At 74.6% G+C, this 12,501-nt stretch carries 11 protein-coding genes and 1 pseudogene; 3 read left to right on the forward strand and 9 right to left on the reverse strand.

Annotated elements, in window-relative coordinates; genetic code table 11:
• From SSBG_RS11550 to SSBG_RS11595, 9 genes and pseudogenes are all read right to left on the reverse strand, one after another.
• Window positions 1–346: pseudogene (locus tag SSBG_RS11550) on the reverse strand (histidine kinase); the annotation flags it as partial.
• Between the two features lie 246 nt (window positions 347–592).
• Window positions 593–1,093 carry a GNAT family N-acetyltransferase gene (locus SSBG_RS11555; RefSeq protein ID WP_037869505.1) on the reverse strand — a complete coding sequence of 167 codons (501 nt, stop codon included), beginning with the start codon at window positions 1,091–1,093 and terminating at the stop codon, window positions 593–595.
• A gap of 83 nt (window positions 1,094–1,176) precedes the next feature.
• On the reverse strand, window positions 1,177–1,812 hold the full coding sequence (locus SSBG_RS34535; RefSeq protein WP_234010486.1) for a hypothetical protein: 636 nt from the start codon (window positions 1,810–1,812) through the stop codon (window positions 1,177–1,179).
• A gap of 232 nt (window positions 1,813–2,044) precedes the next feature.
• Window positions 2,045–3,040 carry a porphobilinogen synthase gene (gene hemB / locus SSBG_RS11570; protein WP_008746321.1) on the reverse strand — a complete coding sequence of 332 codons (996 nt, stop codon included), beginning with the start codon at window positions 3,038–3,040 and terminating at the stop codon, window positions 2,045–2,047.
• A 32-nt stretch (window positions 3,041–3,072) separates the two neighbouring features.
• Window positions 3,073–4,740: a uroporphyrinogen-III synthase gene (locus SSBG_RS11575; protein WP_008746322.1), complete on the reverse strand. Its 1,668-nt coding sequence runs from the start codon at window positions 4,738–4,740 to the stop codon at window positions 3,073–3,075.
• Window positions 4,737–5,723 carry a hydroxymethylbilane synthase gene (hemC, locus tag SSBG_RS11580; protein WP_008746323.1) on the reverse strand — a complete coding sequence of 329 codons (987 nt, stop codon included), beginning with the start codon at window positions 5,721–5,723 and terminating at the stop codon, window positions 4,737–4,739. Before hemC ends, SSBG_RS11575 begins: the two co-directional genes overlap by 4 nt.
• Window positions 5,720–7,123: a glutamyl-tRNA reductase gene (locus SSBG_RS11585; RefSeq protein WP_008746324.1), complete on the reverse strand. Its 1,404-nt coding sequence runs from the start codon at window positions 7,121–7,123 to the stop codon at window positions 5,720–5,722. The genes hemC and SSBG_RS11585 overlap by 4 nt, the downstream gene beginning before the upstream one ends.
• Window positions 7,120–7,950, reverse strand: a complete 831-nt coding sequence (locus tag SSBG_RS11590; protein ID WP_008746325.1) for a redox-sensing transcriptional repressor Rex — start codon at window positions 7,948–7,950, stop codon at window positions 7,120–7,122. Before SSBG_RS11590 ends, SSBG_RS11585 begins: the two co-directional genes overlap by 4 nt.
• A gap of 328 nt (window positions 7,951–8,278) precedes the next feature.
• On the reverse strand, window positions 8,279–8,560 hold the full coding sequence (locus tag SSBG_RS11595) for a glutaredoxin family protein (RefSeq protein ID WP_008746326.1): 282 nt from the start codon (window positions 8,558–8,560) through the stop codon (window positions 8,279–8,281).
• A gap of 194 nt (window positions 8,561–8,754) precedes the next feature.
• Here SSBG_RS11595 and SSBG_RS11600 point away from each other — a divergent pair, with 194 nt between their 5' ends.
• The 3 genes from SSBG_RS11600 to SSBG_RS11610 all read left to right on the forward strand — a co-directional run bounded on the left by SSBG_RS11600 (window position 8,755) and on the right by SSBG_RS11610 (window position 12,460).
• The gene (locus SSBG_RS11600) at window positions 8,755–9,672 is read left to right on the forward strand and encodes an HAD family hydrolase (protein ID WP_037871355.1); all 918 of its coding nucleotides are present in this window, start codon (window positions 8,755–8,757) and stop codon (window positions 9,670–9,672) included.
• Window positions 9,673–10,062: 390 nt separating this feature from the next.
• Window positions 10,063–10,836 carry an ECF subfamily RNA polymerase sigma factor, BldN family gene (locus SSBG_RS11605; RefSeq protein WP_008746328.1) on the forward strand — a complete coding sequence of 258 codons (774 nt, stop codon included), beginning with the start codon at window positions 10,063–10,065 and terminating at the stop codon, window positions 10,834–10,836.
• A gap of 319 nt (window positions 10,837–11,155) precedes the next feature.
• Window positions 11,156–12,460: a DUF5667 domain-containing protein gene (locus SSBG_RS11610; protein WP_008746329.1), complete on the forward strand. Its 1,305-nt coding sequence runs from the start codon at window positions 11,156–11,158 to the stop codon at window positions 12,458–12,460.
• Window positions 12,461–12,501: the final 41 nt, after the last annotated feature.

The following is a 12,501-nucleotide window of genomic DNA, read 5'->3' on the forward strand; positions in this document are numbered from 1 at the left end:
TCGAGCCGTCCGGCACCCCCCGGCTCAGGACGGTGAGCGCGTCCACCTCGCCCGCCTCCTCCTCACCGGTCGCCGCGAGCCCGAAGAGGGTGCCCGCCGTCCAGCCGAAGAGGATGCCGACCGGCCCCGCGAGGACCCCGAGGAGCGCCCCGACGACACCGCCCGCGCCGGTCGTGAGGTACTCGGCCGGCGCGTAGGTCTCGGTGACGGAGAGGGTGCCGTCGTTCGCGCGCTCCAGGACGGCGGCGCGGCTCACCTCCTCGGTCTCCTCGGCGTCGTGGAAGGCCGCGTAGGTGTCGCTGGGGTCGGGGAAACAGAAGAAGAGGACGTTCGCGTTCCAGGCCATGACCGGAGGCTCCCTTTCGTGCGCGGGGACGGCCGTGCGCACCACGCGCCGCCGGTACGCACCACCGCACCGACGCTAACCACCCCGCCCCGCGCCCGCACGCCCGCGCCCGGGCCCGCCCCGCCGGGCCCGCGCCCCGCGCGGTACCCAACACCCCCCGGAGCGGCCCCTCCTGAGCACCCCGCGCGCGGCGGCGGCGCCCGCCGGAACCACCCGCGCCCCTCCCCCGACCGGGTGGCCGGTCCGCTAGAGCGGAATCCCGTAGTACCGCACCCCGTCCTCCTCGCGCTGCAGGGTGAACCCGGCCGCGAGCAGCACGCGCTGCGAGGCGACGTTCGCGGCATCGGTGTCGGCGGCGACCCCGCACACCCCCTGCTCGCGCGCGAAGACGAGCAGCCCCCGCACGGCCTCGGAGGCGAAGCCCTGCCCGCGCACGCTCTCCACCAGGTCGTACCCCAGCTCGACCCAGCCGCCCTCGTCGGGCGGCCCGTGAAAACCGATCCCGCCGACGGCGGCCCCGTCCGCGCGCCGCCGGATCTCGTACGCGGGGAACTCCGCCGGGTACCCGTACTTCTCCAGCATCTCCAGGTAGTGCAGGGCCCCGACCCGCGAGGTGTGCGCCGGGTACCCCGCCGCCCACGGCACGGCCCCGGGCCCCACCCCGGGCACCCCCGCCGCGATCTGCTCGGCCTCCGCCACCGTCAGGGGATGCAACACCAGTCGCCTCGTCGCGAGATCAGCAGCCATGGCTATGGGCTTACCAGGTGTGGCCGCGCGGCGCAGCAATTCTCCGCAATCGCGGTCCGCCGTGCCCGGCGCCCCCGGCCCGCTCACTCCGCCCCGTGCCACCGCGGCGGCACGGCGGCGAGCTGCCGCACGACGTCCCAGCCCCCGGGGCGCGCGGCGGGCTCGGCCCAGCGGGCGCCGTTCGCGAGCCACCACCCGCGCCGCGCGACCACCCGGACCTCGTCCCGCCAGGTACCGGCGAGCGGTACGTCGTCCACGCCCGGCTCCGCCCCGCAGCACGGGCACCGCGCCCCCGTCGGCACCCCCTCGTGCCAGCGCGGGCCGCCGTCGGCGAAGCCGCACACCCGGCACACCGTCTCCGTGCCCGCCCCCGGGCACGCCCGCCACGCGGCGCGCAGCCGCTCCGGTCCCGCGGGGGGCGGGGGCGGGGTGCGGTAGCCGGCGGGCACCCGGGGCATCCACTCCACGAGGTCCCAGCCGGGCGGGCGGCCGCCCGGGTCCTCCCAGGCCGCGCCCCGCGCGGTGACCCACGTGCCGCGCCGGGAGTGGAGGTTCACGGTGCCCTCCCACGTACCGGCCACCGCGTCGTCACCGAGGCCGCTCTCGATTCCGCAGCAGTCGCAGATGAGGTAACGGGGCGCCCCGTACCGGTCCCAGCTCGGGTGCTCCTCGTCCCCGGTCTCGTTGCCGCACACCCGGCACAGTGTCTCGACCGGCACCACCGGCCACTCCTCGTCCGCCACGTCGCCCCTCCCGGCACGCGAGGACGCGGCCCCGAAGGCCCGCGCCCGGAGATCTCCACGCCCCATTCAAGAGCGGCCCGCCCGCGCCCGCACCCGAATTGGCCCCGCGCCGCCCCCTGCCGGGGACGGCCGCACCCCACGGAAAAACCCCCGCCCCGGAACACCGGAGAGCGGGGGCCCGCGCCGGGAGTCCCGGCGCCCGCGAAGGTCAGCGCAGCGCCCGCGCGACCTCCACCGCCCAGTACGTCAGCACGTTCCGCGCCCCCGCGCGCCGGATGCCCAGCAGCGACTCGCGGATCGCCGCCTCGCGGTCGATCCAGCCGCGCTCGGCGGCGGCCTCGATCATCGCGTACTCGCCGGAGATCTGGTACGCCACGACCGGCACGTCCACCGACTCGGCGACCTTCGCGAGGACGTCGAGGTAGGGGCCCGCGGGCTTGACCATGACCATGTCCGCGCCCTCCTGGAGGTCCAGGGCGAGTTCGCGCAGGGACTCGCGGAGGTTCGCGGGGTCCTGCTGGTAGGTCTTGCGGTCGCCGGTGAGCGAGGAGCCGACGGCCTCGCGGAAGGGGCCGTAGAACGCGGAGGCGTACTTCGCCGTGTAGGCGAGGATCGCCACGTCCTCGTGGCCCGTCTGGTCGAGCGCGTCGCGGATGACGCCGACCTGGCCGTCCATCATGCCGCTCGGGCCCACGACGTGCGCGCCCGCGTCGGCCTGGACCTGTGCCATCTCCGCGTACCGCTCCAGCGTCGCGTCGTTGTCGACGCGGCCGTGCGCGTCCAGGACGCCGCAGTGCCCGTGGTCGGTGAACTCGTCCAGGCACAGGTCGGACATGACGAGCAGCACGTCGCCGACCTCGGCCCGCACGTCCCGCAGCGCCTGCTGGAGGATGCCGTCCGGGTCGGTCCCGGCCGAGCCCACCCCGTCCTTCTTCGCGTCCTCGGGCACGCCGAAGAGCATGATCCCCGAGACGCCCGCCTCGGCCGCCTCGACGGCCGCCTTGCGCAGCGTGTCACGCGTGTGCTGCACGACGCCCGGCATGGTCCCGATCGCGACGGGCTCGGCGATGCCCTCCCGCACGAACGCGGGAAGGATGAAGTCCGCCGGGTCGAGCCGCGTCTCCGCGACCATGCGCCGCATCGTCGCGTTCGTACGGAGCCGACGCGGCCGGACGCCCGGGAAACCGTCGCCGTACTCGCTCATCTTCCAACCGCCTTTACCGGGACTGCGAGAGATCATGACGTGGTGCTGCGCCGCCGCCGCGAACCGGGACGCCGCTCGCTGGGCCGCGTCACCTGCTCGCCGGCGTCCACGGCCGCGAGCCGGCGCCGCGTGCCGAAGTCGGCGAGCGCGGCGGCGAGCTTGAGGGCGGACGGCTCGGGCGCCATGACGTCCACGCGCAGCCCGTGCTCCTCGGCCGTCTTCGCCGTCGCCGGGCCGATACAGGCGATCACGGTGACGTTGTGCGGCTTGCCCGCGATGCCCACGAGGTTGCGGACGGTGCTGGAGGAGGTGAACAGGACCGCGTCGAAACCGCCGCCCTTGATCGCCTCCCGCGTCTCCGCCGGGGGCGGCGAGGCGCGCACGGTGCGGTACGCGGTGACGTCGTCCACCTCCCAGCCCAGCTCGATGAGCCCGGCCACCAGGGTCTCGGTGGCGATGTCGGCGCGCGGCAGGAAGACGCGGTCGATCGGGTCGAAGACCGGGTCGTACGGCGGCCAGTCCTCCAGGAGCCCCGCCGCCGACTGCTCGCCGGACGGCGTGAGGTCGGGCTTCACGCCGAAGGCGATGAGCGCCTTCGCGGTCTGCTCGCCGACCGCGGCGACCTTGATCCCCGCGAAGGCGCGCGCGTCGAGCCCGTACTCCTCGAACTTCTCCCGCACCGCCTTGACGGCGTTGACGGACGTGAAGGCGATCCACTCGTAGCGCCCGGTGACGAGACCCTTGACGGCACGTTCCATCTGCTGCGGGGTACGCGGCGGCTCGACGGCGATCGTCGGGACCTCGTGCGGCACGGCGCCGTAGGAGCGGAGCTGGTCGGAGAGCGCGCGGGACTGCTCCTTGGTGCGCGGCACCAGGACCTTCCAGCCGAAGAGCGGCTTCGACTCGAACCAGGCCAGCTGATCGCGCAGCGCAGGGGCGGAACGCTCCCCGACCACCGCTATGACGGGCTGCGCGCCCTCGGGCGAGGGCAGCACCTTCGCCTGCTTGAGCACCTGGCCCACGGAGGCGAGCGTCGCCGTCCAGGTGCGCTGCCGGGTCGTGGTCCCGGCGACGGTGAGCGAGATGGGGGTGTCGGGCTTGCGCCCGGCGCTGACCAGCTCACCGGCCGCGCGCGCGACGCTCTCCAGCGTCGTCGTGACGACGACGGTCCCGTCGCTCTGCCCGACCTCGGTCCAGCAGCGCTCGGAGGCGGAGGCCGCGTCCACGAACCGGACGTCGGTGCCCTGCGCGTCCCGCAGCGGGACACCCGCGTAGGCGGGGACGCCGACGGCCGCGGCGATGCCGGGGACGACCTCGAAGGGGATGCCCTCGGCGGCGCAGGCGAGCATCTCGGCGGCGGTGTCGGTGTCGAGCCCGGGGTCGCCGGAGACGGCCCGGACGACCCGCCTGCCGCCGCGCGCGGCCGCCATGACAAGATTGACCGCGTCACCGACTCCCGGCGTTCCGGGCTCGGTTGACGCCTCGTCGGTCAGCAGGGGTGCGTCCGCGTCGCCGCGCGCGTGCGCCCGTACGACGTCGAGCACGCGTGGCTCGGCGATCAGCACGTCGGCGGCGGCCAGCGCCTCCACGGCCCGCAGGGTGAGCAGGCCGGGGTCGCCGGGACCCGCGCCGAGAAAGGTGACATGCCCGTGGGCCGCCTCGGTGGGGACGGCGGCAAGGGCGGAGGTGGTGGGGCTCATCGTGCTCGCTCCCCCATCAGACCGGCCGCGCCCTTCGCCAGCATCTCGGCGGCGAGTTCCGCGCCGAGCGCCTCGGCCTCCGCTTGCGTGGAGGGCACGTGACCGGTGGTGGTCAGCTGCACCAGCGCGGAACCGTCGGTCGAGCCGACGACGCCCCGCAAGCGCATTTCGGTGGTCTGCCGCGCCGGTTCGTTCGGCCGCGCGGCCTGGTCCTGCGTTCCGTCGGGGAAGTCGGCGAGCGCGCCCACGGGCGCGCTGCAACCGGCCTCCAGCGTCGCGAGCAGCGCCCGTTCGGCGGCCACGGCGGCCCGCGTGTACGGGTCGTCGAGCCGGGCGAGCGCCTCGGCGAGCGGCCCCGGGGGGCACTCGACGGCGAGCGCCCCCTGTCCCGGGGCGGGCAGGACGGTGTCGGGGGCGAGGTACTGGGTGACCTCGGCGCCCCTGCCGAGCCGGTGGAGCCCGGCCGCGGCGAGAACCACGGCGTCCAGCTCACCGTCCCGTACGAAGTTGATCCTCGTGTCGACGTTGCCGCGGATCGGCACCGTCTCGATGCCGAGCCCGTGGGCGCGGGCGTGGGCGTTGAGCTGCGCCGTGCGGCGCGGCGAGCCGGTCCCGATCCGCGCGCCCCGCGGCAGCTGCTCCAGGGCGAGCCCGTCGCGCGCGATCAGCGCGTCCCTGGGGTCCTCGCGCCGGGGGATCGCGGCGAGCACGAGCTCTTCGGGCTGCGCGGTCGGCAGGTCCTTGAGGGAGTGCACGGCGAAGTCCACGTCACCGCGCAGCAGCGCGTCGCGCAGCGCGGTGACGAAGACCCCCGTACCTCCGATCCGCGCGAGGTGCTCGCGCGAGGTGTCGCCGTACGTCGTGATCTCCACGAGCGCGACGGGACGGCCCGTCGCCTCGCGCACGGCATCGGCCACGAGCCCGGACTGCGCCATGGCGAGCTTGCTGCGCCTGGTGCCGAGCCGGAGTGGCTTGTCGGTCATGACCGCCCTCGATTCGGGTCGTCTGTACTGCTCGCGTCGGCCCGGCTGACGGCGGCCACCGTCTGCGGGTCGAGGTCGAAGAGGGTGCGCAGCGCGTCCGCGTACCCGGCACCGCCGGGCTCGCTGGCGAGCTGCTTCACCCGCACCGTCGGCGCGTGCAGGAGTTTGTCCACGACGCGGCGCAGGGTCTGGGTGATCTCGGCGAACTCGCGCTCGCCGAGGCCGGGGAGGCGCCCGTGCAGGCGGGCCGTCTCGGCGGCCACCACCTCGGCGGCCATGGTGCGCAGGGCCACGACGGTGGGGGTGATGTGTGCGGCCCGCTGGGCGGCGCCGAAGAGGTCCACCTCCTGGGCGACGATGAGCTGCACGCGTTCCACGTCGGCGGCCATGGGGGCGTCGGCGCTCGCGGCGGCGAGGGATTCGATGTCCACGAGGCGGACGTGGTCGAGCAGGTGGGCCGCCGCGTCGATGTCGCGCGGCATGGCCAGGTCGAGGAGGTGCAGCGGGCGCGCGGCGCGCCCGGCGACGGCCTCCTCGATCGCCTGCGCGGCGAGGACGAGCCCGGTGGCGCCCGTGCAGGAGACGACGATGTCGGCGCGGGGCAGTTCCTCGCCGGCCTCGCCGATGGGCAGGGCGCGCGCGGCGACGCCCGTACCGCCCGGCTGGGTCAGGATCTCGACGAGCCGTTCGGCGCGGGCGCGGGTGCGGTTGGCGACGACGATCTCGGCGACCCCGGCGCGCGCGAGCGTGGCGGCGGCGAGCGAGGACATCGAGCCCGCGCCGATGACGAGGGCGCGCTTGCCCTTCGCCCAGTCCTCGACGCCCGTGTTCCCGGCGCCCGCGTTCTCAGCGCCCGTGTTCCCGGCGCCCGCGTCCTCGGCGAGCTGTTCGAGGCCGAAGCTCACGAGGGACTGGCCCGCGCGGTCGATGCCGGTCTCGCTGTGGGCGCGCTTGCCGACGCGCAGCGCGGACTGGAAGAGGTCGTTGAGGAGCCGCCCGGCGGTGTGCAGTTCCTGGGCGCGCGCGAGGGCGTCCTTGATCTGCCCGAGGATCTGGCCCTCGCCGACGACCATCGAGTCGAGGCCGCAGGCCACCGAGAACAGGTGGTGGACGGCGCGGTCCTCGTAGTGGACGTAGAGGTAGGGGGTCAGCTCTTCGAGGCCGACGCCCGCGTGCTGGGCGAGGAGCGTGGAGAGTTCCGCGACACCCGCGTGGAACTTGTCGACGTCCGCGTACAGCTCGATGCGGTTGCACGTGGCGAGGACGGCGGCCTCGGCGGCCGGTTCGGCGGCGAGCGCGTCCTGGAGGAGCTTGGCCTGGGTGTCCGCGGCGAGCGCGGCCCGTTCCAGGACGCTGACGGGGGCGCTGCGGTGGCTGAGCCCGACGACGAGGAGACTCATGCCGGCATCACGGCGGGCAGATCGCCCTCCGGTCCCTTGCCGTCCCCGGCCTGCCCGGTGCCCTCCGTGCGGGCGGCGCGCTCGCCGGGGGTCTCCTTGGCCGCGACGCCGCTGACGGCGGTGGTGGGCGCGTCGCGCACGGCGCTCTCCTCGGCGGGGTTGTCCTCCCCGGCCTTGCGCTGCTCGTGGAAGGCGAGGATCTGGAGTTCGATGGAGAGATCGACCTTGCGCACGTCGACGCCGTCCGGCACGGCGAGGACCGTGGGGGCGAAGTTGAGGATCGAGGTGACCCCGGCCCCGACGAGCCGGTCGCAGACCTGCTGCGCGGCTCCGGCGGGCGTGGCGATGACCCCGATCGAGACGTGCTGCTCGCGGATGACCGTCTCCAGCGTGTCGATGTGCTGGACGGGGATGCCCGCGACGGGCTTCCCGGCGAGCGCCGGGTCCGCGTCGACCAGCGCGGCGACCCGGAAGCCGCGCGAGGCGAAGCCGCCGTAGTTGGCGAGCGCGGCGCCGAGGTTGCCGATGCCGACGAGGACGATCGGCCAGTCCTGGGTGAGGCCCAGCTCGCGCGAGATCTGGTAGACGAGGTACTCGACGTCGTAGCCCACGCCGCGGGTCCCGTAGGAGCCGAGGTAGGAGAAGTCCTTGCGCAGCTTCGCGGAGTTGACCCCGGCGGCGGCGGCGAGTTCCTCGGAGGAGACCGTGGGAACCGAGCGCTCGGAGAGTGCGTTGAGTGCGCGGAGGTACAGCGGAAGACGGGCGACGGTGGCCTCGGGAATGCCTCGGCTGCGGGTCGCCGGTCGGTGAGTTCGGCCAGTTGCCACGGTGCTCCTGCGGGTAGAGCGGGGCTCTGGGCGGTCAGTTGTCCCAGGACCGCCCCGTCGCCAGCAGGCTATGTCTTTGTGAACGCGTGCACAAAGATGGTGTCCGTTTTGTCCGGCCAAAGTGACCGGGGTCACGTGGCCGAAACCCCCTGCCGGGGAACCAATTCGCGCGGGGCGCGAGCGACCGTGCGGGACCACGCCCGACACCTCTTTCCGAATGCGCAACGCCCCCGCAGCCTGCGATTCGATGGTACCCGGAGCATTTGAGCCCCTCCGGCGCTTGAGGAGCGGGGCCCGGGGCGAGGCCCCGAACGCCCGCCGCCCGCGCCTAGCGCAGCGCCTTGCGCAGGCGCTCCGGGTCCACCTTCCAGAACGTGTGCTGCTCCCCGTCCACCAGGACGACCGGCACCTGCTCCCAGTACTCCCGGTACAGCTCCTCGTCCCGCGTGATGTCCTTCGCCTCCCACGGGACCCCCAACTCCCCGCACACCGCGTCCACGACGCGCTCGGCGTCCTCGCACAGGTGGCAGTCGGGCTTGGCGATGAGCGTCACGGTCCGCCCGGCGGCGGGCCGGCGGCGGCCGAAGAGTCGTCCAGTCATACGGGCCATTCTCCGCCCGCCGCCACTCCACGGCGCCGCCTTGGCCCCGTCCCGTCACCACCCCGCCGCGCCGTCGCCGCGCCGCCGCCGCGCCGCCCCGCGGTCCGCCGCACGACCCGCCGCACCGTCCCGCCGCCCGTACGCCCCCCGGGCGCCCGTTTCCCGTACGCCGCCGTTCCCGCCGACTCGTTATGCTCGACCGCATGGCCGCTCCCGGATGGCTCACTCCCCGCAGGCGTCCCGCCACCGCGCGCAGCGTCCTGGCGGGCGAGGCGGCGGCCGAGGCCGCGCGCAAGAGCGAGACCGAGTCCGGACAGGACGCCCCCGAGCCCGAGTTCCCGGTCGCCGGGGACACCCGCGCCGCCGCCTTCTTCGACCTCGACAACACCGTCATGCAGGGCGCGACCCTCTTCCACTTCGGCAAGGGCCTGTACAAGCGGCACTTCTTCGAGCGCCGCGAGCTCGCGCGCTTCGCCTGGCAGCAGGCGTGGTTCAGGATCGCGGGCGTCGAGGACCCGGCCCACATGCGGGACGCGCAGGACAGCGCCCTCTCCATCGTCAAGGGCCGCCGCGTGGCGGAACTCACCTCGATCGGCGAGGAGATCTACGACGAGTACCTCGCCGACCGCATCTGGCCCGGCACCCGCGCCCTCGCCCAGGCACACCTCGACGCGGGCCAGAAGGTGTGGCTCGTGACGGCCGCGCCGGTCGAGACGGCGACGATCATCGCCCGCCGCCTCGGCCTGACCGGCGCGCTCGGCACGGTCGCTGAGTCGGTCGGCGGCGTCTACACGGGCCGCCTCGTCGGCGAGCCGCTGCACGGCCCGGCGAAGGCGGAGGCGGTACGGGCGCTGGCGGCGGCCGAGGGGCTCGACCTCGCGCGCTGCGCCGCGTACAGCGACTCGTACAACGACGTTCCCATGCTCACGCTCGTGGGACATCCGTACGCGATCAATCCTGACGCGAAACTGCGCAAATATGCCCGCGCCCATGAGTGGCGGCTGCGCGACTACCGGACCGGCCGCAAGGCCGCCCGGATCGGCGTTCCGGCCGCCGCGGGGCTCGGCGCGGTGGCGGGCGGCACGGCCGCGGCGGTGGCGATCCACCGCCGCCGTCACTGACCGCGCACGCCACGAAGCGGCACGTCAGGCCCCTCGCCTCACTCTGAGTGAAGCTCGGCGCGACGGCCCGAGGTTCAGGCATACCCCGCCGGGGCGCCCGGTAGTCCCGATTCCGGGCAGCCGTGTCCCCGCGACACGCACTCGGAAGTCTTCGCGCAAAAACGGTCATCAACAGGTCTTTTGAACGATCAGCAGTGCCTGCGACTCCATAAGAGAAGCGACGCAAGCGGCGATTTAGACAACTCGGTGTAGCGTCGCCTGTACGAAGCGTTATTCTCCTCAAACGCATGACGGCCCCCCGCCTCCAGTACGCCGAGTGAACATGAGCCCGAGCGGCCGGGGACGAGGAGCCGGAGTGCACGTGATGGAAGCTCTGCCTCTGGGAGTCCCGTGTACCCACACGTCGGGGTTGACGCCGCGGGCCTGGCCGCTCTCCGCGCCTCGGTAGTCGACCGCCTGCGCGGTTTCGTCCCCACCGCGTACGCCACACCCGTGTTCGCCACGCCCGTACCCGCCCGGCCCTGCTACGCCCTGGCCGAGTCGACCACGGCCGTCGGCAGACGCGGCAGGTCCGCCGCGGCCACCACCACCCACCGCCGGCCTGCCGCCGACAGCGACAGCGCCCGCATGATGGACCTGGTCGAGCGGGCACAGAGCGGCGAGGCCGACGCCTTCGGCCGCCTGTACGACCAGTACAGCGACACGGTCTACCGCTACATCTACTACCGCGTCGGAGGAAAGGCGACGGCCGAGGACCTCACGAGCGAGACCTTCCTGCGCGCCCTGCGCCGGATCGGCACCTTCACCTGGCAGGGCCGCGACTTCGGCGCCTGGCTCGTGACGATCGCCCGCAACCTCGTCGCCGACCACTTCAAGTCCAGCCGCTTCCGCCTCGAAGTCACGACGGGCGAGATGCTCGACGCCAACGAGGTCGAGCGGAGCCCGGAGGACTCCGTCCTCGAATCCCTCTCCAACGCGGCCCTCCTCGACGCCGTCCGCCGCCTCAACCCGCAGCAGCAGGAGTGCGTGACCCTGCGCTTCCTCCAGGGCCTCTCCGTCGCGGAGACGGCCCGCGTCATGGGCAAGAACGAGGGGGCGATCAAGACCCTCCAGTACCGGGCCGTGCGCACCCTCGCCCGCCTCCTCCCGGAGGACGCCCGCTGAACGAGGGGGCGTCCCCGGGGGCGGGCACGAGGGCGGGCACGAAGGCGGCCCCCGGAGCGGGCGCGGAGGCGAGCACGAAGGCGTCCCCGGGGGTGGCGGTGAGGGCGGGCGCGAGGGCGCGGCGCCCTCACGCGGCGTGCCCGGAGCGGCACGTACCGCCACGGTCCCCGCGTCTTCGTCACCCGTCCGTAACCCCGCCCCCAAGCCCGTCGTTGTCCTGGACGCAGGCTCCCTCCGGTCACGCCGCCCCCGCCACGGTGGCGGCCCCCACCAGGACCTTCCGGGGAGCCGATCGTCATGACGAGAGGAGGTGCCGCCAGTGATCGCGAACGTCTCGGCGCACCGGCGGGCGAACGCCTTCGCCCAGGCCCTGGACGAGCGGCCCGGGCAGGGCCGCGCGGCACAGCAGGGCACCGCGCCGGAGTCGCGGGACCGTACCGAGGAGGCGAGCCGGATGCTCGCGCTCGCCGGGGGTCTCGGCGCCCTGCCACCGCCCGTGCTGGACCCCGAGGTGAAAGTGGTCCAGCGGGCCCAGCTGGTCGCCGCGATGGAGACCATGCTCCGCGAGGGCACCGTGCCGGGCCTGGACAGCCCACGCCCTTCGGTGCCCGGTCAGCGCTCCCGCAAGGGCGCCCACCGGGCGAACCCGCTCAGCAAGCTCAAACCCCGCACCCGCCTCTCCAAGCGGCTCGCCGCCGGCGGCCTCACGGTGAGTGTCGCGGCGGGGGCCTTCGGCGGGGTCGCCGCGGCCAGCGGGGACGCCCTGCCCGGTGACTCGCTCTACGGGCTCAAGCGCGGGATGGAGGACCTCCGGCTCGGCATGGCCGGGGACGACGCCGATCGCGGGCAGCTCCTGCTCGACCAGGCGTCCACCCGGCTCTCCGAGGCCCGCAGACTCATGGACCGGGGCAGCGCGGGCCGCCTCGACCACGAGCACCTGGGCGAGGTCCGCCGCGCGCTCAACGGCGTCAAGTACGACGCGGGCGAGGGCCACCGCCTGCTCAGCAAGGCGTACGAGGCCGACCACTCCCTCGGTCACCTCCAGGCCCTCTCCTCCTTCGCGGGCACCCACCGCGAAGCCTGGGACAAGCTGCGCGACCGGCTCCCGGTCCAGTTCGTCGACGTGAGCGACGAGGTCACCTCGGTGTTCGACGCGATGGAGAGCGAGGTCACCCCGCTGCTGCCGCACCCCCCGGCCGCGCAGCCCGGCACCCCCGAGCAGCCGGGCTCCCCGGCCGCGGGCGACCGCGGCAACGCCTCCCCGCACGCCCGCGAGCGGGACGCGCACCCCGGCGACGGCAAGGACGAGGACCCGCGCGCGACGCCCTCCAAGGGCGCCGGGCACGGCACCTCGCCCGCGCCCTCCGGCAAGGCCGGGGAGGACGACGGACTCCTCGGCGACGCGGGCCGGCTCCTCGACCCGCTCAAGCCCTCGGCCGGCGCCTCCTCCCCGGGCGGCACCGGGCACGGGGCCTCCCCCGGCGATCAGGGCGGTACGGACGGCGCGGACACCCCGGGCGGCGCGAAGGACCACGCCCCCGACCCGGTGCCCGACATCACGCTGCCCCCGCTCCTGCCCGGCGTCCTGCCGGGCCTCGGCCTGGGCGTGGAGGACGATTCCTGACGCGGTCCCGGGACCGCGGGGGACCGGGACACGCCACGGCG

Origin of the sequence: Streptomyces sp. SPB074 (assembly GCF_000154905.1) — a bacterium.
GTDB lineage: Bacteria > Actinomycetota > Actinomycetes > Streptomycetales > Streptomycetaceae > Streptomyces.